Origin of the sequence: Sinorhizobium sp. 7-81, assembly GCF_030124405.1 — a bacterium.
GTDB lineage: Bacteria > Pseudomonadota > Alphaproteobacteria > Rhizobiales > Rhizobiaceae > Sinorhizobium > Sinorhizobium psoraleae.
The window spans coordinates 70,695-93,640 of sequence record NZ_JASKLT010000001.1 but is presented as its reverse complement, the minus strand read 5'-3'; the positions used below and the strand labels follow the sequence as shown (position 1 = coordinate 93,640).

22 protein-coding genes are annotated in these 22,946 nt (G+C 62.7%); 10 read left to right on the top strand and 12 right to left on the bottom strand.

Features of this window, described 5'->3' with window-relative positions; genetic code table 11:
* The first annotated feature begins 97 nt into the window (after positions 1-97).
* Positions 98-862, top strand: a complete 765-nt coding sequence (locus tag QN224_RS00445; RefSeq protein ID WP_283975134.1) for a molybdopterin-synthase adenylyltransferase MoeB — start codon at positions 98-100, stop codon at positions 860-862.
* Between the two features lie 8 nt (positions 863-870).
* Complete coding sequence (locus QN224_RS00440; protein ID WP_283975133.1) at positions 871-1,338, top strand: GNAT family N-acetyltransferase; 468 nt, start codon at positions 871-873, stop codon at positions 1,336-1,338.
* Between the two features lie 160 nt (positions 1,339-1,498).
* Here the strand turns inward: QN224_RS00440 and QN224_RS00435 are convergent, their stop codons facing one another.
* The gene (locus QN224_RS00435) at positions 1,499-2,503 is read right to left on the bottom strand and encodes a D-glycerate dehydrogenase (protein WP_280660579.1); all 1,005 of its coding nucleotides are present in this window, start codon (positions 2,501-2,503) and stop codon (positions 1,499-1,501) included.
* Between the two features lie 226 nt (positions 2,504-2,729).
* Here QN224_RS00435 and QN224_RS00430 point away from each other — a divergent pair, with 226 nt between their 5' ends.
* A complete protein-coding gene (locus tag QN224_RS00430; protein ID WP_246299657.1) occupies positions 2,730-3,239 on the top strand; it encodes an SH3 domain-containing protein in 510 nt (169 codons plus the stop codon).
* A gap of 77 nt (positions 3,240-3,316) precedes the next feature.
* On the opposite strand, the gene QN224_RS00425 is transcribed toward QN224_RS00430, so the two are convergent.
* The gene (locus QN224_RS00425) at positions 3,317-4,309 is read right to left on the bottom strand and encodes an adenosine kinase (RefSeq protein ID WP_283975132.1); all 993 of its coding nucleotides are present in this window, start codon (positions 4,307-4,309) and stop codon (positions 3,317-3,319) included.
* Positions 4,310-4,495: 186 nt separating this feature from the next.
* Positions 4,496-5,272 carry an endonuclease III gene (gene nth / locus QN224_RS00420; protein ID WP_283975131.1) on the bottom strand — a complete coding sequence of 259 codons (777 nt, stop codon included), beginning with the start codon at positions 5,270-5,272 and terminating at the stop codon, positions 4,496-4,498.
* 22 nt (positions 5,273-5,294) lie between these two features.
* On the opposite strand from nth, the gene QN224_RS00415 reads away from it, so the two are divergent.
* The gene (locus QN224_RS00415; protein WP_283975130.1) at positions 5,295-5,792 is read left to right on the top strand and encodes a DUF2244 domain-containing protein; all 498 of its coding nucleotides are present in this window, start codon (positions 5,295-5,297) and stop codon (positions 5,790-5,792) included.
* A 132-nt stretch (positions 5,793-5,924) separates the two neighbouring features.
* On the top strand, positions 5,925-6,797 hold the full coding sequence (locus tag QN224_RS00410; protein ID WP_173511387.1) for a bifunctional helix-turn-helix domain-containing protein/methylated-DNA--[protein]-cysteine S-methyltransferase: 873 nt from the start codon (positions 5,925-5,927) through the stop codon (positions 6,795-6,797).
* A gap of 48 nt (positions 6,798-6,845) precedes the next feature.
* Here QN224_RS00410 and QN224_RS00405 read toward each other — a convergent pair whose 3' ends face one another.
* The 6 genes from QN224_RS00405 to mepA all read right to left on the bottom strand — a co-directional run bounded on the left by QN224_RS00405 (position 6,846) and on the right by mepA (position 12,914).
* On the bottom strand, positions 6,846-7,481 hold the full coding sequence (locus QN224_RS00405; protein WP_283975129.1) for a 2,3-bisphosphoglycerate-dependent phosphoglycerate mutase: 636 nt from the start codon (positions 7,479-7,481) through the stop codon (positions 6,846-6,848).
* Between the two features lie 27 nt (positions 7,482-7,508).
* Positions 7,509-8,327 (bottom strand): 4-hydroxy-tetrahydrodipicolinate reductase, encoded by an 819-nt coding sequence (dapB, locus tag QN224_RS00400; RefSeq protein WP_283975128.1) that lies wholly within the window; start codon positions 8,325-8,327, stop codon positions 7,509-7,511.
* Positions 8,328-8,347: 20 nt separating this feature from the next.
* Positions 8,348-10,153 carry an ABC transporter ATP-binding protein gene (locus QN224_RS00395; RefSeq protein ID WP_173511390.1) on the bottom strand — a complete coding sequence of 602 codons (1,806 nt, stop codon included), beginning with the start codon at positions 10,151-10,153 and terminating at the stop codon, positions 8,348-8,350.
* Between the two features lie 112 nt (positions 10,154-10,265).
* The gene (locus QN224_RS00390; RefSeq protein WP_173511391.1) at positions 10,266-11,285 is read right to left on the bottom strand and encodes a glucokinase; all 1,020 of its coding nucleotides are present in this window, start codon (positions 11,283-11,285) and stop codon (positions 10,266-10,268) included.
* 47 nt (positions 11,286-11,332) lie between these two features.
* Entirely contained in the window at positions 11,333-11,713 is a 381-nt protein-coding gene (locus QN224_RS00385; RefSeq protein ID WP_269279679.1) for a methylglyoxal synthase, read from the bottom strand.
* Between the two features lie 115 nt (positions 11,714-11,828).
* Positions 11,829-12,914: a penicillin-insensitive murein endopeptidase gene (mepA, locus tag QN224_RS00380; RefSeq protein ID WP_173511393.1), complete on the bottom strand. Its 1,086-nt coding sequence runs from the start codon at positions 12,912-12,914 to the stop codon at positions 11,829-11,831.
* Between the two features lie 205 nt (positions 12,915-13,119).
* Between mepA and QN224_RS00375 the strand changes: the two genes are divergently transcribed.
* The 5 genes from QN224_RS00375 to QN224_RS00355 all read left to right on the top strand — a co-directional run bounded on the left by QN224_RS00375 (position 13,120) and on the right by QN224_RS00355 (position 19,968).
* Positions 13,120-14,967: an extracellular solute-binding protein gene (locus QN224_RS00375; protein WP_283975127.1), complete on the top strand. Its 1,848-nt coding sequence runs from the start codon at positions 13,120-13,122 to the stop codon at positions 14,965-14,967.
* A gap of 178 nt (positions 14,968-15,145) precedes the next feature.
* Entirely contained in the window at positions 15,146-16,228 is a 1,083-nt protein-coding gene (locus QN224_RS00370) for a microcin C ABC transporter permease YejB (protein ID WP_173511395.1), read from the top strand.
* The gene (locus QN224_RS00365) at positions 16,228-17,361 is read left to right on the top strand and encodes an ABC transporter permease (protein ID WP_173511396.1); all 1,134 of its coding nucleotides are present in this window, start codon (positions 16,228-16,230) and stop codon (positions 17,359-17,361) included. The genes QN224_RS00370 and QN224_RS00365 overlap by 1 nt, the downstream gene beginning before the upstream one ends.
* Positions 17,362-17,369: 8 nt before the next feature.
* On the top strand, positions 17,370-18,998 hold the full coding sequence (locus tag QN224_RS00360) for an ABC transporter ATP-binding protein (RefSeq protein ID WP_283975126.1): 1,629 nt from the start codon (positions 17,370-17,372) through the stop codon (positions 18,996-18,998).
* A 10-nt stretch (positions 18,999-19,008) separates the two neighbouring features.
* A complete protein-coding gene (locus QN224_RS00355) occupies positions 19,009-19,968 on the top strand; it encodes a glyoxylate/hydroxypyruvate reductase A (RefSeq protein ID WP_283975125.1) in 960 nt (319 codons plus the stop codon).
* Between the two features lie 189 nt (positions 19,969-20,157).
* Here the strand turns inward: QN224_RS00355 and QN224_RS00350 are convergent, their stop codons facing one another.
* The 3 genes from QN224_RS00350 to QN224_RS00340 all read right to left on the bottom strand — a co-directional run bounded on the left by QN224_RS00350 (position 20,158) and on the right by QN224_RS00340 (position 22,864).
* Entirely contained in the window at positions 20,158-21,012 is an 855-nt protein-coding gene (locus tag QN224_RS00350; RefSeq protein ID WP_283975124.1) for an NlpC/P60 family protein, read from the bottom strand.
* A gap of 22 nt (positions 21,013-21,034) precedes the next feature.
* Positions 21,035-21,385, bottom strand: a complete 351-nt coding sequence (locus QN224_RS00345) for a helix-turn-helix domain-containing protein (RefSeq protein ID WP_173511400.1) — start codon at positions 21,383-21,385, stop codon at positions 21,035-21,037.
* 87 nt (positions 21,386-21,472) lie between these two features.
* Complete coding sequence (locus QN224_RS00340) at positions 21,473-22,864, bottom strand: M17 family metallopeptidase (protein WP_283975123.1); 1,392 nt, start codon at positions 22,862-22,864, stop codon at positions 21,473-21,475.
* Positions 22,865-22,946 lie beyond the last annotated feature (82 nt).

Sequence of the window (22,946 nt, the reverse complement as noted above, 5' to 3'; positions counted from 1 at the left end):
TAGAGCGGACGAATTAGCGGTCTCCCTGCAGTTCAACGTCCTGGGACGGATCGCGCAGCAATTCAGAATCATCGTGCTCTACGGAAAGGGGCTCCGAATGACGATCGACGCAAAGCTCGACACCGCGGAAATCGCCCGCTACGCGCGCCATATCGTCCTGCCGGAAGTGGGCGGCGCGGGGCAGCAGAAGCTAAAGGCCGCGCGGGTGCTCGTCATCGGTGCAGGCGGCCTCGGCGCGCCGGTGCTCCAATATCTCGCCGCCGCCGGCGTGGGAACACTCGGCGTCATCGACGACGACGTCGTATCGCTTTCCAACCTGCAGCGACAGGTCATTCACGCAACCGCCGACATCGGCCGGCCCAAGGTCGAAAGCGCCATCCTGGCGATCAATGCGCTGAACCCGCACGTGACGGCTACGATGCATCACACACGGCTCGAGGCGGGAAATGCCGAGGAGATCTTCCGCCACTATCATCTCGTGATCGATGGCTCGGACAATTTCGATACGCGTTATCTGGCGGCAGACACGGCCGAAGCGGTGCAGGTCCCGCTCATCACCGGCGCCGTCGGCCGTTTCGACGGGTCCGTCACCGTGCTGAAGCCCTACGAAACCGACAGCGACGGCCATCCCAACCCGTCCTATCGCGACCTCTTTCCCGCCCCTCCCCCACCGGGTGTGGTTCCCTCCTGCGCCGAGGCCGGCGTGCTGGGGGCGCTGACCGGCGTCATCGGCACGCTGCAGGCGATGGAAGCGATCAAGCTCATCACCGGCATCGGCGAGCCGCTCGTCGGCCGGCTGCTTCTCTACGATGCGCTTGCCGCACAGTTCAGCACGATTCGCTACCGTCGCGGTGCCGTTTGAGCAAGGACATGGAGACGATTCGCATCGACGATCGCTTCGATCGCTTCGAAGAACTGCTGGCGCTGATCCTTGCATCCTTTGCGTATATGGACGGGCGGATCGATCCGCCTTCCTCCGCGCATCAACTGACGCCAGACGCGCTCCGGCGAAAGGCGGAGGACGAAATTGCCTTTGTTGCCCTCGCCGAGCGCGCGCTCGTCGGCTGCGTGTTCTGCAAGCCGGAACCGGATTGCCTCTATATCGGCAAGCTCGCCGTCGCGCCCTGGTCACAACGCAAGGGCGCAGGGCGGCTGCTTCTCGCCGCCGCCGAAGAAATGGCGCGCGATCTCAAACTTCCCGCCCTGCGGCTGCAGACGCGCATTGAGCTTTCCGAGAACCACGCCACGTTCTCGGCCTGGGGTTTCGTCGAGACCGGCCGTTCGGCCCATCCGGGCTTTACGCGCCCGACGTCGATCGAAATGCGGAAACGCCTGTAGCGCTACTGCATGTTTCTTTAAATCGTAGCCGATTTAAAGATAAAAACATGCAGCAATTCAAAGTGCTACAGCGTCCTTTGCGCGTCTGATAAGACGCGCGGCGCTGTAGGACGACGCAAATCCGGACGGAGAACCGCTACACACTTTTCCTGGATTTGCCCTAGTCGCGCCCCGGCAGCACACGGTCCGGCGGGCGGTGGCCGTCGAAGAAGGTGCGGATGTTGATCACCACCTTTTCACCCATGTCGATACGGCCTTCGAGGGTCGCGGAGCTCATATGCGGCAGGAGCACCACCTTGCCTTCGCCGGCGAGCTTGACGAGTTTGGGGCTGACCGCCGGCTCGTTTTCGAAAACGTCGAGTCCGGCCCCGGCGATCTTGCCTTCCCTGATGCATTTGATCAGCGCAGTCTCGTCGATGATGCCGCCGCGCGCGGTGTTGACGATGTAGCTGTCCGGCCGCATCAGCGCCAGCCGGCGCGCCGACAGCAAATGGAACGTCGCGGGCGTCGAGGGGCAGTTCACGGAGACGATGTCGACGCGCGCGAGCATCTGGTCGAGGCTGTCCCAATAGGTCGCCTCGAGCATTTCCTCGGTTTCGGGCTTGACCCGGTGCCGGTTATGATAATGGATCGAAAGTCCGAACGCCTTGGCACGGCGGGCGACGGCGGTTCCGATCCGCCCCATGCCGACGATGCCGATGCGTTTGCCGGCGATACGCCGGCCAAGCATCCATGTCGGCGACCAGCCAGCCCATTCGCCCTTGCGATCGGTCAGGATCTGCGCACCCTCGGCAAGCCGCCGCGGCACCGCGAGGATGAGCGCCATCGTCATGTCGGCCGTATCTTCAGTAAGCACGTTCGGCGTGTTGGTGACGGTAATGCCCCTCCGAGCGGCCGCGTCGACGTCGATATTGTCGACACCATTCGAGAAGGCGGCAATCAACCTCAACTGCGGTCCCGCCTGCTCGATCAGCGCCGCGTCGATCCGGTCCGTCACCGTCGGCACCAGCACATCGACGCGCTTGACCGCGGCAACCAGCTCCGGCTGGGTGCGCGGCGTGTCGTCGACATTCAGCTCTGCGTCGAAGAGTTCGCGCATGCGGGTTTCGACGACATCCGGCAGTTTCCGGGTGATGTAGACCGTTGGCTTCTTCTTGCTTGTCATTGTTATGCGCGGCCCTCGTTCACGGGTCCTTAACCAAGTTGGGTGATAGTTTCTCCCTGTAGTCGCAATTTCTACCAGACCCGGTGGGGAAGACAATTGAAAGTCACTGCCTAACACCGGATTTGCACCCCGAGCCGACGGGCCAGATCGAAGTGCGCCTGCAAGGCTTCGCTGCTATCGAAAAATGAGCTTCGTCATGCGTCATGTCGTTTCCAGGTTCTCGACCATGTTGGTAGCCGCCTGCATCGGGACGGCCGTGATGACCTCCGGCGCCTTTGCCCAGGCGGCGAAAGGTGCGAGCGGCCTGCCGCTGCCTCGCTTCGTCAGCCTGAAGGCAAAGAGCGTCAACTTACGAATCGGACCAAGCCTCGACTACGCCGTGGCCTTCCGCTACCTCAAATCAGGCGTGCCGGTGGAAATCATCCAGGAATATGACAACTGGCGCCGCATCCGCGACGCGGACGGGACGGAAGGCTGGGTGAACCAGGCGCTTCTTTCCGGCGACCGCACTGCACTTGCCGCACCGTGGATGCGCGGCAAGGGCGAGGGCATCTTCGTCAACCTCCGGCGCGATCCTCAAAGCACGGCCTCGATCGTCGCCCGGATGGAACCGGGCGTGGTCCTGCAGATCGGCGAATGCAATGGCGAATGGTGCCACGCCGAGACGCAAGGCGTCGAAGGCTGGATCGCACAAAGCGAGATCTGGGGGGCCTATCCGGGCGAAGCCTTTAAATAGGTCCGCCTCGCTTCATTCAATTCAAAATTTGCCGCCACTGTTGGACGCCCGATGGTCGGCGCGATGCGGAGGCAGCCTCAGACGAGGTCCGCTTCCTTGGCGGCTGTGGCGAGCGATATCATCGGACGCGGACCGATCTGGCCGATCACGATGCCGGCGGCGAGATTACCGAGCTTGCTGCAGATCTCGAGCGAGCGCCCCGACGTGTAGCCGTGAAGGAACCCGGCCGCATAGAGATCGCCGGCACCGGTCGTGTCGACGACCTGCTCGATGGCGTTCGCCCTGACGCGCACGCGCTCGTCGCCACGAACGACGACAGAGCCCTCTTCGCTGAGCGTCACGGCCGCAAGCTTGCAATCCTTCGCGAGCGCGTTGAGCGCAGCATCGAAATACTCGGTCTCGTAGAGCGCCAGCGCTTCCTGCCTGTTGGCAAAGACGATGTCGACGGTGCCGGAGCGCATCAGGTCGAGGAACTCGCCGCGATAGCGATGGACACAGAAACTGTCCGAGAGCGTCATGGCCATTTCACGGCCGTTCGCGTGGGCGATGCGAGCTGCCGCACGGATCGCATCCTTGGCGCGCGGCGGGTCCCACAGATAGCCCTCGAAGTAGGTGACCTTGGATTGCGCGACGACATCCTCCTCGACATCTTCGGGGCCGAGCTCGACGCAGGCGCCGAGATAGGTGTTCATCGACCGCTCGCCGTCTTCCGTAACGAAGATCATCGAACGGGCGGTCGGCGGCAGGCTTTCGAGCGGCTTGGTCTGGAAATAAACGCCTTGTGCCCGGATATCGTGCGTGAATATCTCGCCGAGCTGATCACTGGCGATCTTGCCGAAATAGGCCGCCCGCCCGCCAAGGCTCGCGACACCGGCCGCCGTATTGCCGGCACTGCCGCCTGAGGCCTCAACCGCCGGGCCCATCCGCGAATAGAGCAGTTCGGCCCGATCCGCATCGATGAGGTTCATCGCGCCCTTGATGATACCGTTGTCCGCGAGAAAGCTGTCATCGCAGCGCGCAATGATATCGACGATCGCGTTGCCGATCGTCAGCACATCGTATTTTGTCATGAACTCCGTCCGGTTTCCTGAAATGACCGGTCTCCGTTAATACCGGTTTTCCGACCATTTGGAAGTGACAAGGCGAAAAAGACGTGATCACCTCGGCATAGATCCGGTTGGATCCTCGACCTCGGAGTTCGGAAGCAGCCGCTGAAATGGACGTCCTCAGCCGACGGAGCATTAATCGGCGAGGTATCAACCGGCGACCGGCACGACCTGCGGCGGCAGTTCGACCAAAGGGGCCGGGATATCGCTGCTCTTCTCCGGAGACTTGCAGAGGTCGGCAATGACGCAACGCTCGCATTCCGGCCGGCGTGCCTTGCAAACGTATCGGCCGTGCAGGATCAGCCAATGATGGGCGTGGTATAGATAGTTCTCCGGGATGACGCGCAGGAGATGCGCTTCCACTTCATCCGGCGTCCTGCCTGGGGCCAATAGAATACGATTGGCGATCCGGAAGATGTGGGTATCGACCGCAATCGTCGGCTGACCGAAAGCCATCGACAGCACCACGTTGGCGGTCTTGCGCCCGACGCCTGGAAGGGTCATCAGTTCTTCGCGCGTGCGGGGCACTTCGCCGCCGAAATCGGCGATCAGCTTTTCCGAGAGCGCTATGACGTTTTTGGCCTTGTTGCGATATAGCCCGATCGTCTTGATGTAGTCCCGCAGCTTTTCCTCGCCGAGCGCCAGCATCTTTTGCGGTGTATCGGCGACGGCAAAGAGCGCGCGTGTCGCCTTGTTGACGCCGGCGTCCGTAGCTTGGGCCGAAAGCGCGACCGCCACGACGAGCGTGAACGGATTGACGTGTTCGAGCTCGCCCCTCGGCTCCGGGCGCTGCACCGAGAAGCGGCGGAAGATCTCCTCGACCTCGGCGGCGCTGTAGGCGCTGCGTTGCCGCGCCCCGGCCCGGCCAGCTGTCGCTGCGTTCAATTTCGGCGATTGTTTCGGCGATTTCAGCTTCACGTTTTTCATGCTGCATCTATAGTCATTGGTCATGACCGAAGGCAACGTCGAGACCTCCAACAATGAGCTGCCGATCTTCGTGGCCGAGCTCACGCCGCACCGTTCGCTCGGGCTCAAGGGGTTCACGATCCTCCTGATGATCGCCGGCGCAATGAGCCTCCTGCACATATTCGTGTTCCTGGTCATCGGCGCATGGCCGATCGTCTTCTTTTTCGGCCTCGACTTCGTGCTGCTCATCGGTGCCTTCTGGCTCAACTATCGTTCTGCACGCGCCCGGGAGGAAGTCAGCGTCTCGCATACTGACGTGTCGGTCAGGAAGTTTGCGCCATCGGGGAGAATGACCGAGCATCGCTTCAACCCCTTCTGGACACGGTTCAGCATCAAACGGCACCAGGAGATCGGCATCGTTTCGATGTGGATCATCGGCGGTGGCCGCCAGACCGATATCGGCTCCTTTCTCAACCGCGACGACCGCGAGACCTTCGCACTGGCCTTTGCCCGCGCACTCGCAACCGTCCGCCGGAGGTAACGTTTGAAACGACGCAATTCCGGACGGAAAACCGCTGTACACTTTTCCTGGAGTTGCCCTGCGCGACGCTCACAAGAATCGGGTGGTTATCTGCCCGCCACATGATTACCTGTAGCCTGACAGGAGATGATCATGAACGTTGTTACATCCATTCCCACCGACATCACTCCCGAAGGCACCGACTACGACACGGTCAGCCGCGTGATCGAGATGCTGACGGAGGATTACCGCGATCAGCCATCGCTTGAAACGGTCGCGCGCCGCCTCGGCCAATCGCCGACGCAATTGCAGAAGACCTTCACCCGCTGGGCGGGGCTTTCGCCCAAAGCCTTTCTCCAGGCGGTGACGCTCGATCACGCCAAGCGGTTGCTGCGGCAGGAGGACATGCCGTTGCTGGAGACCAGCATCGAAGTGGGTCTGTCCGGTCCCAGCCGCCTGCACGACCTCTTCGTCACGCATGAGGCGATGTCACCCGGCGAATGGAAGGCTCGCGGCGATGGGCTTACCATTCGTTATGGCTTCCATCCCTCTCCTTTCGGAACCGCGCTCGTCATGGTCACCGAGCGTGGGCTTGCCGGGCTTGCCTTTGCCGATCCCGGCGAGGAGCGCTCGAGTTTCGACGACATGGCTCGCCGGTGGCCGAAGGCGATCTATGTCGAGGACAGTGCCGCGACGGCGCGCTATGCCGCCCGCATCTTCGATCCGGAGCGCTGGTGCGCGGAGGAGCCGTTGCGCATCTTCCTGATCGGTTCCGATTTCCAGATCCGGGTGTGGCAGGCGCTGTTGAACATCCCGCTCGGAAAGGCGACCACCTATTCGAAGATCGCCGACGAAATCGGCCAGCCGACCGCGTCGCGCGCCGTCGGCGCTGCCGTCGGACGCAACCCGATTTCCTTCGTCGTGCCCTGCCACCGTGCGCTCGGCAAGAGCGGCGACCTCACCGGCTATCACTGGGGCCTGACGCGCAAGCGCGCGATCCTCGGCTGGGAAGCGGGCAAGGCCTGAAACAAAAAGGGGCGCTGCGGCGCCCCTTTCGTCAAGCGGTAAGGCGGCTCAATGCGCGCCCGACATGTCGCCCAGCACTTCCTTGGATGCAACCGTCGAATCCGCGTTCAGCTTGTAGACCATCGGCACGCCGGTCGCGAGGTTGAGCTTGAGGATCTGTTCCTTGGTCAACTTGTCGAGCACCATGACGAGCGAGCGCAGCGAGTTGCCGTGCGCGGCGATCAGCACCTTCTGGCCCGAAAGCACGCGCGGCAGAATGTCGGTGAGATAATAGGGCCAGACGCGCGCGCCGGTGTCGCGCAGGCTCTCGCCGCCCGGCGGCGGGACGTCGTAGGAGCGGCGCCAGATGTGCACTTGCTCCTCTCCCCATTTGGCGCGCGCATCGTCCTTGTTGAGGCCGGAAAGATCGCCGTAGTCGCGCTCATTCAGGGCTTGGTCGCGAATGGTTTCAAGCGAGGTCTGCCCGACGGCGTCGAGAACGAACTGGCACGTGCGCTGGGCACGGATAAGGGAAGAGGTGAAAGCGACGTCGAACTTGATGCCATACTCGGCGAGCGCCTTGCCGCCCGCTTTCGCTTCCTCGACGCCGAGTTCGGTCAGGTCCGGGTCGCGCCAGCCGGTGAACAGGTTCTTCAGGTTCCAATCGCTCTGGCCATGCCGAACGAGAACGAGGGTGCCGCTCATTTCATTTCCTCTTGAAAGATTTGAGTATCAGTTGAGCCCGAGGACATCGAGCATGGAGTAGAAGCCGGGCTTCTGGTTGCGACCCCAAAGGGCGGCCGTGACCGCGCCGCGCGCGAAGATGGAGCGATCCGTGGCGCTGTGGGATAGGGTGACCTGCTCGCCCTCGCCCGCGAGAATGACGGAATGTTCGCCGACGACGGAGCCGCCGCGAAGTGTGGCAAAACCGATCGCCCCCTCCGGCCGCGCGCCCGTGTGGCCGTCCCTCACCCGCACCGAATGATCCACAAGCTCGATACCGCGGCCCTTGGCCGCCGCCTCACCAAGCAAGAGCGCCGTGCCCGACGGGGCATCGACCTTGTGCTTGTGGTGCATTTCCAGAATTTCGATGTCCCAGTCCGCCGCCTTGAGCGCTCGCGCCGCCTGCTGCACCAGCACGCCGAGAAGATTGACGCCCAGGCTCATGTTGCCCGACTTGATGACGCGCGCATGCCGTGCGGCAGCGCGGATCTTTGCCTCGTCGTCCGCCGAGCAGCCGGTCGTGCCGATGACATGGACGATGCGCGCTTGCGCCGCCAGCCCGGCAAATTCAACCGTGCCCGCCGGCGAGGTGAAATCGAGAACGCCTTCCGCCTCGACGAAGGCCTCGAGCGGCTTGTCCGTGATGGCGACATCGATCGGTCCGAGCCCGGCGAGTTCGCCGGCATCGCGGCCAACGAACGGCGAGCCCGGCCGCTCCACTGCGGCGTGGAGACGCACGCCGGCCATGTCATGAACGATCCGGATCAGTGTCTGCCCCATCCGGCCGGCCGCGCCGACCACTACGAGCTTCATATCCGTTTCGCTCATCGTCGAATTTCCCTTGGCTTCTATAGGATTGCGGCTTCGGCCGTCATGTCTGAGGCGCTGCCCTGGAGATTGTGCAGGCGAGCGTAGAGACCGTCCGGACGCTGTGCAAGCTCTTCGTGCGTGCCTTCCTCGACGACCGCGCCATCCTTCATGACGATGATCTTGTCGGCGTTGACGACGGTCGAAAGCCGGTGCGCGATGACGATGACCGTGCGGCCGCTCATCGCGCGGTCGAGCGCCTTCTGCACCGCGGCTTCAGACTCGGTGTCGAGCGCCGAAGTCGCTTCGTCGAGAAGGAGGATCGGCGCATTGCGCACAAGTGCGCGGGCAATCGACAGCCGCTGGCGCTGGCCGCCGGATAGCGTCACGCCATTCTCGCCGACCGCCGTATCGTAGCCTTGCGGCTGCGCCAGGATGAAGTCATGGGCGTAGGCGAGCCGTGCCGCTTCCTCGATTTCCGCGTCCGTGGCCTCCGGCCGGCCATAGCGGATATTGTCGCGGATCGAGCCCTCGAAGAGGTACGGTTGCTGCGAGACATAGGCAAGGCCATTGCGCAGCGACTGCTTGGTGACGCCCGCAATGTCCTGCCCGTCGATCAGGATCTGTCCCGACTTCGGATCGTAGAACCGCGGGATAAGGCTGATGATCGTCGACTTGCCGGCACCCGACGGGCCGACCAGTGCCGTCGTCTTGCCGCCCTCGGCAAGGAAGCTGACCCCCTTCAGGATCTCGTCTCCGCTGGCATAGGCGAAACGCACGTCGCGCAGTTCGATCGTCGCTTCGCCGAATTTGATTTCGGTTGCATCGGGACGATCGCGCTGATGCGGAACGGTATCGAGAATCTCGTAGATCATGCGCGCGTTGACGGTCGCGCGCTCGAGCGACACCTGCAGGCGCGCCAGACGCCGCGCCGGGTCATAGGCCATTAGCAGCGCTGTGACGAAGGCGAAGAACGCGCCCGGCGGGACATTGCCGTAGATCGTGCGGAAAGCCGAATAGGCAAGCACGGACGAGATCGCAAAACCGGCGAAGGTTTCCGTCATCGGCGCGGTTCGTTCACTGAGACGTGCGATCCGGTTTGCCCGGTTCTCCGCCCGGTCGATGATCGATTCGACCTTGCGGCGCAGCTCGTTCTCCATCGTGAAGGCCTTGACGATGGAAATGCCCTGAATCGTTTCCTGCATGGCGCCGAGGACGCGGCTGTTGACCTCGACGGCCTCGCGCGTCGCCAGGCGCAGCCGCTTCGAGACATAACGCAGGCCGAGAAGCAGCGGCGGCGCGACGAAGAAGACGATCAGCGAGAGCAGCCAGTCCTTGCTGAACATGACGGCGACAAGCCCGACCAAGGTCAGAAAGTCGCGGGCGATCGAGGTGACCGTCATATTGAGGACGTCGCGGATGCCACTGACGTTCTGGCTGACCTTGGCGGCAAGCTGCGCCGAGCGCATATCGTGGAAATAGCCGACGCTGAGCGCCATCAGATGTGCGTAAAGCCGCCGCTGATAGCGGGCGACGATATTGTTGCCGATCTTCGAGAGCGCGACCGCCTGCCCGTAGGTCGCAAGACCCCGCAGGACGAAGGCCGCGAAGATCGCGGCGCAGATCCACAGCACGATATCGGCGCGCCTGTTGGCGAAGGCCTCGTTGATCACGGTTTCCATGATCCAGGCCGTAAAGCCCGTCGTCGCCGCCACGACCATCAGGCAGGCGATGGCAAAAGCATAGCCTCGGATATGGTCGCGGCCGTTCTCGGCAATGACGCGCCTCAGGATTCCGGTGATCGTATCGGAATCGACTGTACGCTGTTTTCTATTCTTGGCGTCCAATAAGCCCGTCTTCCCTGAGCTCGCTGCGGCGTTCCGTGTACCGGCATCGCCCGTCCGGGGCTCTATAGTGCTTTGATGCCGTTTTGGCGAGTCTTTGCGAACATCCGGCCGGTCAGCTTGTCCAGCGCCGTCCCTCCATTGCAACACCGAAGTCCCTCGGCGTGCGCGCGAAGGCGGCGAGACCGGAAAGCGCCGCCATCGGATGGACGACGGCGAAAGTCGGGATCGTTCGCATCAGTGCCGAATGCGGCGCCTTGTCCTCGAAGGCTGCGCGAAACTCCGGCCGCATCAAAGCAGGCAATATCTTCTGCGAGATGCCACCCGCCAGGAACACGCCGCCACGCGCCATGAAGATCAGCGCCATGTCGCCGGCGACGCGGCCAAGATAGGTGCTGAAGAGCGATATGGTCTCGACCGCCGTCGGATCGGAGCCTGAAAGCGCGCCGGTCGTAACCGCCGCCTGGTCGGTGAGCAGCGGCTCCTCGCCATTGGCGGCGCAGACCGCCCGATAAAGGTTCATGATGCCGCGCCCGCACAAAATCTGCTCGCCCGCCATCCGCCCCTCGATCGGCTCCAGGAACGGCCAGATCCGGAAATCACGCTCGGTACGCGGGCCGATATCGACGTGGCCGCCTTCGCCGGGCACGGGGATCCAGGTGTGCTGCGCGAAAACCAGGCCGGCGACGCCGAGCCCCGTTCCCGGACCAAGCACGACGCGCGAGGTGGACGGACGGATACTACCGCCGCCGATCTGAACGAGATCCTCGTCGGCGGGTGTTGCGACCGCGAGCGCCTGTGCCTCGAAATCGTTGATGATCAGAACGTCGTCCAGGCCAAGGCTCGCCAGCATATCCTTCGGCCGAATCACCCAACCGGCGTTCGTCAGCGGAATTTCGTCACCCTTGATCGGCCCTGCGACAGCCAGTATCGCCGAGCGCGGCTGAAGGGACGTCTTGTCGAGGATGCTCTTCTGCATCGCCTCCTCGATCGTCGCGAAATCGCCCGTCTTGATCGGCGGCAGCTGCTTCGGTTCGGGATAGGTATCGACCAGCAGCGCGAAGCGGGCATTCGTTCCACCGATGTCGCCGATCAATATCGGAAAGGGAAAGCCGTGGTCACTCGCACTGAGCATCGCAAAATCCGTCCTGATCGCTGTCTTGGAATCTTTGAAACTGTGTATCAGTTGCGCCTGAAGGCAATCAACTCTTCGGCCGTGGCGCGGTTGAGCGCCATCGGGATGTCGTAGACGATCGCCAGGCGCATCAGCGCCTTGACGTCGACATCATGCGGCATGGCCGTGAGCGGATCGACGAAAAAGATCAGGAAGTCCACGTCGCCGGTAGCGATCATCGCGCCGATCTGCTGGTCGCCGCCGAGCGGTCCGCTTTTGAGGCGGGTGATATCGAGCCCGGGACACGCGTCCAGAACGCGGCCACCGGTCGTCCCGGTGGCGACGATCTTCCACTTGGATAGCACCGCCTCGTTTGCCTTGGCGAAGGCGGCGAGATCATCCTTCTTCTGATCATGCGCAATCAGGGCAAGACATTTCCGACCGGCCATGCAGCCTCTCCAGCGTCAATTTTAAATCGATTTGAAAGCCCTATACATGAGCATCGTGCAGTTGGAAAGGCAGGCAGGGCCGGCCGGCCCCATGAGAGGCGCTCCGCCCGGACCGCTATTGCAACGCTGGGCGCGGCAACGGAACCGGAATGTTTTCCAAAGGCGCCGCGGCTGCGGCGCCGATGACGGCTTCGATACTCGTCGCAGCGGCGGGAACGGCAGCGGCGGGAGCGGGAGCGGCGGCCGCCGCGCGGTAGGCTGTGCCGTAGGTCGCTTCCTGCTCGGAGGCCGGAGGTGGACCGTCGAGCACAAGGGCGCAAGCCTTCGGCAGATCGGAAAGCTTCGCGAATTTCGGCTTCACGGGTTTTTCCGGCTTCTTCGTCGGCTTTGCCCAGGGCTCGTCGGTGAACCACCAGGCGAGCGACTTGTCGCAGCCGTCACCCACCGGCACGCGCGCCTGGCCCTTGCAGCCGACCGAACCCTCGGGGCACTTGATACGAATGTGGAAATGATAGTCATGACCGTAGATCGGCCGGATCTTGCCGAGTGCCGAACGATCGCCCTTCCAAGTGTCGCAGAGCTTCTTCTTGATCGCCGGATTGACGAAGACGCGCTCTACCTGGGGATAGCTTGCAGCCATCATGATCAGCCGCGCGTGACTGGGCGTCCATATGGACGGATCGACGGTCAGGAACTTATTCTTCTGCAGCATCGAGGTCGCGGAAATCGATTCGCGTTCCTCATAGGTCAGCGTCCTCTGCGGCATCGGCGTCAGCCAGATGTCAGCGTCGAGGCCGATCTGGTGTGATGCGTGGCCAGAGGTCATCGGGCCGCCGCGTGGCTGCGATATGTCCCCAAGCAAGAGGCCCGGCCAGCCGATCTTCTCGGCTGCATCGTGCGAGAAGCGCTCAACCAGCGCGATCATGTCCGGGTGACCCCAGCGTCGATTGCGCGACAGACGCATTGCCTGCCATGTCGGCCCGTCCGTCGGGATCGCAACGCCACCCGCAAGGCAGCCCTTGGAATAAAAGCCGTAAGAGGTCGGCGCCATCACCGCCGGCAATGCCTTGGCGCCGAAGAGTTCCTTCGCAGGCGTTCCGTCAGCCGAAGCGGCGTCGGTGGCCAGAAGGCTCGCCCCCAAGATCAAGCCCAGCGTTGCCGAACCGCAGCGTCGAAAGGCAGCCGCTATTTCAAATCCCATTCCAATCCCCCGATCGGCGGCAGCGCCGGTATCTCACGCGGTCTGCCATCACTCCTATCCTGAATCACCGCATTTGCCCGAGCCTTGCGGAATCACCCGGATGTGACTCAAAAATTTCGCCTGATTTTGGGCAGGTCCTGTCAATTGCCCTGAATTCGCCTATTCTGCTTCGAAAGATCATCGAACGACAAGGGGAAGCAACTGGATGCTGGAATTGAGCGGTATTGTGAAGACGAAACTGGCGACCGCGCTTCTGGCAATACCTCTGCTCCTACCGCTTGGCGCGCGCGCCCAGGAACAGCCCACTTGGCACCATGGTCTTTCACTCGTCGGCGAGCTCAAATATCCACCGGGCTTCCAACGCTTCGACTATGTGAACCCTGACGCGCCGAAAGGCGGCGACGTCCGTCTTTCGCAGACGGGAACCTTCGATACGTTCAATCCGCTCCTCGAAAAGGGCGAGGCGGCCGTTGGCCTTTCGCTCGTCTTCGACACGCTGATGAAACCGGCGGATGATGAAATTTCGACAGCCTATGGCCTGCTTGCCGAAAGCGTTTCGTTTCCGGATGACGTTTCGTCCGCCACGTTTCGCCTGAGGAAAGAAGCGAAATGGTCGGACGGCAAGCCCGTGACGCCTGAAGACGTTGCCTTCAGTTTCGAGAAGGGCAAGGAGCTCAATCCGCTTTACCAGAGCTACTACAAGCATGTCGTCGCAGCCGAAAAGACGGGCGAGCGGGAGGTCACGTTCCGCTTCGACGAAAAAAACAATCGCGAGCTGCCGCACATTCTCGGCCAGCTTCTGATTGTCCCGAAGCACTGGTGGGAAGCGCCCGGTCCGGACGGCAAGCCGCGCGACATCACACGCACGACGCTCGAGCCGGTGATCGGCTCGGGTCCCTATCGAATCGCCTCGTTTTCGGCCGGATCGACGATCCGTTACGAACGCCGAGACGATTATTGGGGAACAGACCTCAACGTCAATGTCGGGCAGAACAATTTCGGCTCCATCACCTACACCTTCTTCGGCGACAGCGGCGTCGAGTTCGAGGCCTTCCGCGCCGGTGACGTCGATTTCTGGCGCGAGACGCAAGCGCGCCGGTGGGCAACCGGTTACGACTTTCCGGCGGTCAAGGAGGGACACATAAAACGCGAGCAGGTGCCGTTCAGGGCGACCGGCGTGATGCAGGCGCTCGTGCCGAACATGCGCCGCAAGCCTTTCGATGACGAGCGCGTGCGCGAGGCCCTCAACTATGCCCTCGACTTCGAGGAACTGAACCGTACCGTCTTCTTCAACCAGTACACGCGGGTGGACAGCTATTTCTTCCTGACGGAACTCGCTTCCACCGGCCTGCCTCAGGGTCTGGAGCTCGAGATCCTGAACGAGGTCAAGGACAAGATCCCGCAGGAGGTCTTCACGACGCCCTATGCGAACCCCGTCGGCGGCACGCCGCAGAATGCCCGCGACAACCTGCGCAAGGCGATCGCGCTCCTGAAGGAGGCGGGTTTCGAGCTCAAGGGCAACCGCATGGTGAATGTGGCGACCGGGCGGCCCTTTTCCTTCGAGATCCTGCTGAGCAGCCCGATGCTGGAACGGGTGGTCCTGCCCTACGCCCAAAATCTCAAGCGGATTGGCATAGAGGCGAGCGTGCGCACCGTCGACCCCTCGCAATACACAAACCGCGAGCGGGCGTTCGACTACGACATGACCTGGGAGGTCTGGGGGCAGACCTTGAGCCCCGGAAACGAGCAGGAGGACTTCTGGGGATCGACGTCAGCCGCGCGTCAGGGTTCGAGAAACTACGCCGGCATCGCCGATCCGGGCGTCGATGCCTTGATCAACCGCGTCATCTTCGCCAAGGACCGCGAAACGCTCGTCGCCGCCACCAAGGCACTCGACCGGGTGCTGCTCGCTCACCATTACGTCGTGCCGCTCTATTACCCGCGTGCGGCGAATATCGCCTATCGCGACACGATCGACAGGCCGGCGGAACTGCCGAAATACGCGATCGGCTTCCCCGATATATGGTGGTGGACGGCCGCCGCCAAGCAATGAAACGCTTGCGCTCGAGGTGGCTCTCGATTCCAAATGCAAAAAACGAATCACTTAAATGCGGGGAACGCCCCGGCGCGGCGCACGGCAAGGAGTATCACGTATTGAGACGAAATAGACGGCAAGCGAGAGCCCCGCGGATCCACGCGATCGGCGGCAACACGATGCCGAGGTTCGCCTGATGGGTGCCTACATCCTGCGTCGGCTTCTGCTGATGATCCCGACGATCGTCGGCATCATGGCAATATCCTTCGCCGTCGTGCAATTCGCGCCGGGCGGACCGGTGGAACAGGTGATTTCGGAGCTAACGAACGCTGCCGGTTCGGACCGCCTCAGCGGTGGCGGCGGCGATCTGCTCCAGAGCGGCGGCGACGAGGGCGGCCGATATCGCGGAGCACAAGGCCTCGATCCCGAATTCATCGCAAAGCTCGAGAAGCAGTTCGGCTTCGACAAGCCGCCGCTCGAGCGCTTCCTGACAATGATGTGGAACTATGCCCGCTTCGATTTCGGCGAGAGCTTCTTCCGCAACACGTCTGTTGTCGACCTCATCATCGACAAAATGCCGGTCTCCATCTCGCTCGGCGTCTGGATCCTCATCTTTTCCTACGCGATTTCGATCCCGCTCGGCATCAGGAAGGCCGTCACCGACGGTTCCACCTTCGATGTCTGGACGTCCGGCATCATCATTATCGGCTATGCCGTACCGGGCTTCCTGTTCGGCATCCTGTTGATCGTGGTTTTCGCAGGCGGATCCTTCTTCGACTGGTTCCCTCTACGCGGTCTCGTCTCGGACAATTTCTATGAGCTCCCCTGGTGGCAGAAGATCCTCGATTACTTCTGGCACATGACGTTGCCGCTGATCACGCTCTTGCTTTCAGCCTTCGCAACGACGACGCTACTCACCAAGAACTCCTTCATCGACGAGATCAAGAAGCAGTATGTGACCACGGCGCGCGCGAAGGGGTTGGCGGAGCGGCAGGTGCTTTACGGCCACGTCTTCCGAAACGCCATGCTGATCATCATCGCCGGCTTTCCCGGCGCCTTCATCTCCGCCTTCTTCACCGGTTCGCTGTTGATCGAGTACATCTTCTCCCTCGATGGGCTGGGCCGGCTCGGCTACGACGCCGTCGTGAAACGCGACTATCCGATCGTCTTCGCGACGCTCTACATCTTCTCGCTGATGGGCCTCTTCGTCAGTCTGATCTCCGATCTGATCTATACCTGGGTCGACCCCCGCATCGATTTCGAGCGGAGGGACGTCTGATGAGCACCGTAGCGACATATTCCGGCGCACCGGAAAAGGGGTGGCTGACGCCGATCGGACGGCGGCGCTGGCAGAATTTCAAGGCGAACCGCCGCGGCTACTGGTCGCTCTGGATCTTCTTGATCCTTTTCGGCCTCAGCCTTTGCGCCGAGTTCATCGCCAACGACAAGCCGCTCGTCGCCTCATACAAGGGTGAGACTCTCTTCCCGGTTCTGGTCAACTATCCTGAGGAGAAGTTCGGCGGATTTCTTGCCGAAACGGACTACCGCTCGGATTTCATCCGTGACGAGATCGAGGCCAATGGCTGGATGATCTGGCCGCCGATCCGCTATTCCTACCAGACGGTCAACTCGAACATTCCCCATTCGGCGCCGACGCCGCCTTTCTGGCTGATGAGCAAGGAGGAGCGCTGCTCCGCCTACCCGCAAGGCGCCTCCGACCCGGGCTGCACACTCGGCAACCTCAACTGGCTCGGCACCGACGACCAGGCGCGCGACGTGATGGCGCGGATGATCTACGGTTTCCGTATCTCGGTCCTCTTCGGCCTCCTGCTCACGATCGCCTCCGCCGTGATCGGGGTTTCGGCCGGCGCTGTCCAGGGTTATTTCGGCGGCTGGACCGACCTGCTTTTGCAGCGCTTTATCGAAATCTGGTCATCGATGCCGGTGCTCTACATCCTGCTCATCATCGCCGCCATCCTGCCGCCCGGTTTCTTCATCCTGCTCGGCATCATGCTGCTTTTTTCCTGGGTCGGCTTCGTGGGCGTAGTCCGGGCGGAGTTCCTGAGAGCCCGAAACTTCGAATATGTGAACGCCGCGCGCGCCCTCGGCGTCGGCAACGGCACCATCATGTACCGTCACCTGCTGCCGAACGCGATGGTCGCGACACTCACGTTCCTGCCGTTCATTCTCTCCGGTTCGATCACCACGCTGACGTCGCTCGACTTTCTCGGTTTCGGCATGCCGCCGGGTTCGCCCTCGCTTGGCGAGATGATCGCCCAGGGCAAGTCCAACCTCCAGGCGCCATGGCTGGGGCTGACGGCCTTCTGCGCCATGTCGGTCATGCTTTCGCTGCTGATCTTCGTCGGCGAAGCGACGCGCGATGCCTTCGACCCAAGAAAGACATTCAGGTGAGCGCGACGATGCCAGAGACCCTTCTTTCCGTTCGCGATCTCTCCGTCGCCTTCCATCAGGGCGGCGCAACGTCGGTCGCGGTCGACCACATTTCCTTCGACATCAAGCGCGGCGAGACGGTCGCGCTCGTCGGCGAGTCCGGTTCGGGCAAATCCGTATCGGCGAATTCGATCCTGAAGCTGCTGCCCTATCCGGCCGCGAGCCACCCGAGCGGCGAGATCTTCTTCAACGGCAAGGATCTCCTGAAGGCAAGCGATGCCGAGCTCAGGCATGTCCGCGGCAACGACATCACGATGATCTTCCAGGAACCGATGACGTCGCTGAACCCGTTGCATACGATCGAGCAGCAGATCGGCGAGATCCTCGATCTTCATCAGGGCATCGAGGGCGCTGCGGCGCGGGCGAAAACGCTGGAGCTCCTGAACCAGGTGGGCATCCGCGAAGCGGAAAAGCGCCTCGGCGCCTATCCGCACCAGCTTTCCGGCGGCCAGCGCCAGCGCGTCATGATCGCCATGGCGCTCGCCAACCGGCCGGAACTCCTGATCGCCGACGAGCCGACGACGGCGCTCGACGTGACCGTGCAGGCGCAGATCCTGGAACTTCTGAAGTCGCTCAAGGACGAGCACGGCATGTCCATGCTCTTCATCACCCATGACCTCGGGATCGTCCGGAAGATCGCCGATCGAGTCTGCGTCATGACCAAGGGCACGATCGTCGAGACCGGCCCTACGGCGGAAATATTCGCCAACCCGCAGCACGCCTATACCCGCCATCTGCTCGCCTCCGAGCCCAAGGGCGAGCCGCCGCCTTCCGATACCTCGAAGCCGATCGTCATAGAGGCCAGGGACGTGAAGGTCTGGTTCCCGATCAAGGCGGGCTTCATGCGTCGTGTCGTCGATCACGTCAAAGCGGTGGACGGCGTCGACCTGACGCTCCGCGCCGGCCAGACGCTCGGCGTCGTTGGCGAGTCCGGGTCAGGCAAGACTACGCTGGGCCTGGCGCTGACGCGCCTCATCTCCTCGAAGGGTCGCATCGCCTTCGTAGGCAAGGACATCGAGGCGTACAGCTTCCGCGAGATGAAGCCGCTCAGAAACAGAATGCAGGTGGTCTTCCAGGATCCCTACGGCTCGCTCAGCCCGCGCATGTCGATCGCCGACATCATCGGCGAAGGGCTGAAGATCCACGAAAGCGCCCTCTCCGCCGAAGAACGCGACGCGCGTGTCGCCGCCGCCCTTCAGGAGGTCGGGCTCGATCCGGCGACCCGCTGGCGCTATCCGCACGAATTCTCCGGCGGCCAGCGGCAGCGCATCGCGATTGCCCGCGCAATGGTGCTGAAACCGCAATTCGTCATGCTCGACGAGCCGACCTCAGCGCTCGACATGAGCGTGCAGGCTCAGGTCGTCGACCTGCTCCGCGACCTACAGCGCAAGCACAATCTCGCCTATCTGTTCATCAGCCACGATCTCAAGGTCGTGCGGGCGCTTGCCAACGAGATGATCGTCATGCGTCTCGGCAAGGTGGTCGAACAGGGGCCGGCCGAGCGCATCTTCGAGGCGCCGGGCGAAGACTACACCAAGGCCTTGATGGCCGCCGCCTTCAATCTCGAAGCCGTCAATCTCTCCGCCATACATCAATAGAGTTCTGAGAATGCCCCCCAAGAGTCCCGTCATCGTCGACCTGAAATTCATTCCGGAGGAAGTGGAGGCCGCTCTCCGTGGCGCTTTTCCGGATCGCGAAGTGATTAATCGCGCGGATCCGGCGCAGAGCGGCCGCGATCTCTCCGGCATCGACTATGCGGTAGTCTGGAAATCGGCTCCCGATCTCTTTTCGCGCGCGCCCGATCTGAAAGTGGTCTTTTCCGGCGGCGCAGGCGTCGACCACGTATTGACGCTGCCGGGCCTGCCGGATGTTCCTCTGGTGCGCTTCGTCGACCGGACGCTGACGACACGCATGAGCGAATGGGTGGTGATGCAGTGCCTGCTGCATCTGCGCCAGCACCGCGCTTACGAGGCCTTGGCCCAGAAGCGTGAATGGCGAGACCTCATCCAGCCGGAGGCTGCCGACGTCACCGTCGGCATCATGGGCATGGGCGTGCTCGGCCAGGATGCCGCCAGCAAGCTCGCGGTCATGGGCTTCAATGTGATCGGCTGGTCGCGAACCAGGCGGACGATCGAGGGCATGGAAACCTACGGCGCCGCGGACCTCGACGCCTTTCTGGCGCGCACGGATTTTCTCGTCGGCCTGCTGCCGCTGACGCCGGAAACCAAAGGCATATTCGACGCCGACCTGTTCGCAAAGCTCAGCCGCAAAGGGCCGTTCGGGGCGCCGGTGTTCATCAACGCCGGACGCGGCGGCAGCCAGGTGGAAGCAGACATCCTGGAATGCCTTGATTCCGGCGTCTTGGGAGCGGCTTCCCTCGACGTCTTCGAGGAGGAGCCCCTCTTCTCGGATAGCCGCTTCTGGACCATGCCCAACGTCTATGTGACGCCCCATGTCGCCGCCTCGTCCGATGTCAAGGCGCTCTTTGCCCATGTCGAGCAGCAGATCGCCCGGTACGAAAGCGGCATGCCGCTCGAGCACATCGTCGATAGATTAGCCGGCTATTAAAACTTTGATCGGATCTACCGCTGCGGTTTGCCCCTCATCCGGCCTGCCGGCCACCTTCTCCCCGCAAGCGGGGAGAAGGAAAGGTGCCGCAACGCCTCAGTCCCCTCTCCCCGCGTGCGGGGAGAGGGTTAGGGTGAGGGGCAAATCTGCAGACCATGATGCCAACGGCGCCAGGAAAAAACGCCCGCTCTAAGGCCGGCGATAGCCGGTCGGCTGGTCGTAGAGCCAGCCGATGCGGCGGATCGCGTCCTCGAGCCCTTCGCGCGCAACCGTCATGGTATGGCCGTTGGCGTGGACCAGCGTGCGCTCGTCCTCCATGATCGCCACGTGACCCTTCCAGAAGACGAGGTCTCCGCGCCGAAGCTCCTCGCGGCTGATGACCTGACCAAGGCCGCTCGCCTGCATGTCGGAGTCGCGTGGCGCATTGCCTCCCACCATCTGCATCGCAAGCTGCACGAGGCCGGAGCAGTCGATGCCGAAACCGGACCGGCCGCCCCAGAGATAGGGAGTTTCGAGAAAGCGCGTCGCGACGCTCACATAGTCGCCGGCGAGTACCTCGCCGGCCGGGACGCAGTGATTGGCGATAACAGCCAATCCGCCGTCCAAGAGGAAATAGCGCGTGCCACGGGTTTCGGTGTCACCGACGACAGTGAGTCGGCTCCCCATGGACAGAGCGAAGGCTTGGGGGAAGCGCAGGTCGGCGCCGTGATAGACAAATGTTCGCGGCACCGCAACGATGTGGGTCGCCGGCTTTTCGGAAGAGGCCAGCGCGTCCTCAGGCACATAGCCGACATAGCCGTCGAGATCGGCCTTGATCCATGCCCAGCCGCCCGCAACGTCCAGCACACGCGCGGTCTCCCCGTAGAGCAATTCGGTGTCTGTCCCGCATTTAACGTCGGGCCTTGCCCGCAGCGGCGCGACGGAAACGGAGACGGTCGCCGGCGTGCCTTCGACATAGCGCGGCGCTTCGACAACCCCGCGCAGGCGCGCCTCCGCGAGATCATCGCGATAGGCATTGAGACGGCGGTCAGGCAATTGCGACATGGGCTAACTCACAAGGGCAGTTTTACAGGGGCAGTCTTCGACCCTGATTGATGATCAGATCGCCGAACTTTTCAAGATATAGCGCGCCTTCGACGGTGCGTTTGATGACAACATTGCGCCGGTCCCTTTCATCGCGCACCCGATCGACGAGGCCGAGCGCGCCCATGGTGTCGAGCGCGCGGGTGATCACCGGCTTCGTCACCCCGAGCGTCGCCGCGAGGCCTCGCACCGTATGCGGCGGCGGAACGAGATAGATCTGCAAGAGGATCGCCATCTGGCGCAGCGTCAGGTCGCGGCTATCGACCCGGACCTGCTCAAGCGTCACCGAATGCCAGAGCCCCAAGGCTTGCGAGGGCGTAAGCTCGACCGGCAATGAAAACTCCCGCGTAACGAATGCCTGTACGGATAGCAGGCGATCGTTACGCAAGCGTTTCTTTTACGCAGACCCGCCGTGTAGGCTCTATTTAGCGATCTTGCCTATGTGGTGATAGAGCGCCCGGATCGCCTGCGCTTCGCCGCCGATGGGAGAATGCGGGCGCTCGGCCTGAGCCCAGCCGAAAATGTCGAAATGCACCCACCTCTTCGCGTTGGTGACGAAGCGCTTGAGGAAGAGCGCCGCCGTAATCGCGCCGGCCATGCCGCCGGCGGGCGCATTGGTGAGGTCGGCGATCCGCGCGGAGACATCCTTGTCGTAACCCATATGGAGTGGCAGCCGCCACATCGGATCGTCGAAGCTGAGGCTTGCGTCGGCGAGATCATCGGCAAGCTCCCTGTCGTCGGTAAAGAACGGCGGGAGGTCCGGGCCAAGCGCGACCCGGGCGGCCCCGGTCAGCGTCGCCATGTCGATGATGAGATCGGTCTGATCCTCGTCGGCATAGGCGAGCGCATCCGCGAGAATGAGCCTGCCCTCGGCGTCGGTATTGTCGATCTGCACTGTGAGCCCTTTCCGGCTCCGGTAGATATCACCCGGCCGGAAGGCATTCGACGAAATCGAGTTCTCGACCACCGGAACGATGACGCGCAGGTCGACCTTCAGCTTGGCGTCCATGATCATCAGCGCCAGGCCCATGACGTTGGCGGCGCCGCCCATGTCCTTCTTCATCAGAAGCATCGAGGCGGCGGGCTTGATGTCGAGACCCCCGGTGTCGAAGCAGACGCCCTTGCCGACCAGCGTCACGCGCCGGTGGCCTTTCTTGCCCCACCGCATCTCGAGAAGCCGGGGCGCCTCGGCGCTGGCACGGCCGACCGTGTGGACCAGCGGAAAATTCTGCGCCAGCAGAGCCTCGCCCGATATCACCGAGACATCGGCCTTGTAATGGCCGGCAAGCGCCCGGAAGGCCGCCTCCAGCGCTTCCGGCCCCATGTCGTTGGTCGGCGTGTTTATGAGGTCGCGCGCGAGAAAGACGCCGGCAAGCTGCCTCTTGATGTCGGTCGCATCCGCATCGGCCGGGATGAGCAGCGTCGGCGCCTCCGCCTTGGCGGATTTGTAGCGCTCGAAACGGTAGGAACCGAGGCCGTAGCCGAGCGCCAGCCGGTTGGCGGTCAACGGCGCCGTTTCGATATGCCACTTGCCGGCAGGCAATGCGCGGGCGAGCCTTCCGGTGAGGAACGGCGCCTCTGAAGGATTGGCGCCGAGTCCGAACAGCGCGCCGCCGAGATGGCCGTCGGATGACGGAATGAGGAGAACGGCACCGGATTCCGCCTTGAACCCCGCCTTCTTCGCCCAGTCGAGCGCAATCGGATCGATGCTCCCCGTTTCAATGTGCGCCGGCGTGACCGCGAAGATCGGCAGCGTCTTGCCGGTGCTGGTGTTGAACGGCGACGGCCGCTCGATGAACTGATAGGGAGCCATGGAAATCCTCGACTGACAGAAACGGATCGCGCGATTAACGCTCCGTTAGGGTTAACAGATTATTGCTGGAGTGAAAGTTGCG

Coding starts and splice junctions, on each gene's coding strand:
- QN224_RS00350 (WP_283975124.1), bottom strand. CDS start 21,012: ATGTCGCAATTGCCTGACCGCCGTCTCAATGCCTATCGCGATGATCTC.
- QN224_RS00390 (WP_173511391.1), bottom strand. CDS start 11,285: ATGCTCAGTGCGAGTGACCACGGCTTTCCCTTTCCGATATTGATCGGC.
- QN224_RS00355 (WP_283975125.1), top strand. CDS start 19,009: ATGCCCCCCAAGAGTCCCGTCATCGTCGACCTGAAATTCATTCCGGAG.
- QN224_RS00340 (WP_283975123.1), bottom strand. CDS start 22,864: ATGGCTCCCTATCAGTTCATCGAGCGGCCGTCGCCGTTCAACACCAGC.
- QN224_RS00360 (WP_283975126.1), top strand. CDS start 17,370: ATGCCAGAGACCCTTCTTTCCGTTCGCGATCTCTCCGTCGCCTTCCAT.
- QN224_RS00405 (WP_283975129.1), bottom strand. CDS start 7,481: ATGAGCGGCACCCTCGTTCTCGTTCGGCATGGCCAGAGCGATTGGAAC.
- QN224_RS00425 (WP_283975132.1), bottom strand. CDS start 4,309: ATGACAAAATACGATGTGCTGACGATCGGCAACGCGATCGTCGATATC.
- QN224_RS00375 (WP_283975127.1), top strand. CDS start 13,120: ATGCTGGAATTGAGCGGTATTGTGAAGACGAAACTGGCGACCGCGCTT.
- nth (WP_283975131.1), bottom strand. CDS start 5,272: ATGAAAAACGTGAAGCTGAAATCGCCGAAACAATCGCCGAAATTGAAC.
- QN224_RS00435 (WP_280660579.1), bottom strand. CDS start 2,503: ATGACAAGCAAGAAGAAGCCAACGGTCTACATCACCCGGAAACTGCCG.
- dapB (WP_283975128.1), bottom strand. CDS start 8,327: ATGAGCGAAACGGATATGAAGCTCGTAGTGGTCGGCGCGGCCGGCCGG.
- QN224_RS00370 (WP_173511395.1), top strand. CDS start 15,146: ATGGGTGCCTACATCCTGCGTCGGCTTCTGCTGATGATCCCGACGATC.
- QN224_RS00440 (WP_283975133.1), top strand. CDS start 871: ATGGAGACGATTCGCATCGACGATCGCTTCGATCGCTTCGAAGAACTG.
- QN224_RS00415 (WP_283975130.1), top strand. CDS start 5,295: ATGACCGAAGGCAACGTCGAGACCTCCAACAATGAGCTGCCGATCTTC.
- QN224_RS00410 (WP_173511387.1), top strand. CDS start 5,925: ATGAACGTTGTTACATCCATTCCCACCGACATCACTCCCGAAGGCACC.
- QN224_RS00445 (WP_283975134.1), top strand. CDS start 98: ATGACGATCGACGCAAAGCTCGACACCGCGGAAATCGCCCGCTACGCG.
- QN224_RS00430 (WP_246299657.1), top strand. CDS start 2,730: ATGTTGGTAGCCGCCTGCATCGGGACGGCCGTGATGACCTCCGGCGCC.
- mepA (WP_173511393.1), bottom strand. CDS start 12,914: ATGGGATTTGAAATAGCGGCTGCCTTTCGACGCTGCGGTTCGGCAACG.
- QN224_RS00385 (WP_269279679.1), bottom strand. CDS start 11,713: ATGGCCGGTCGGAAATGTCTTGCCCTGATTGCGCATGATCAGAAGAAG.
- QN224_RS00365 (WP_173511396.1), top strand. CDS start 16,228: ATGAGCACCGTAGCGACATATTCCGGCGCACCGGAAAAGGGGTGGCTG.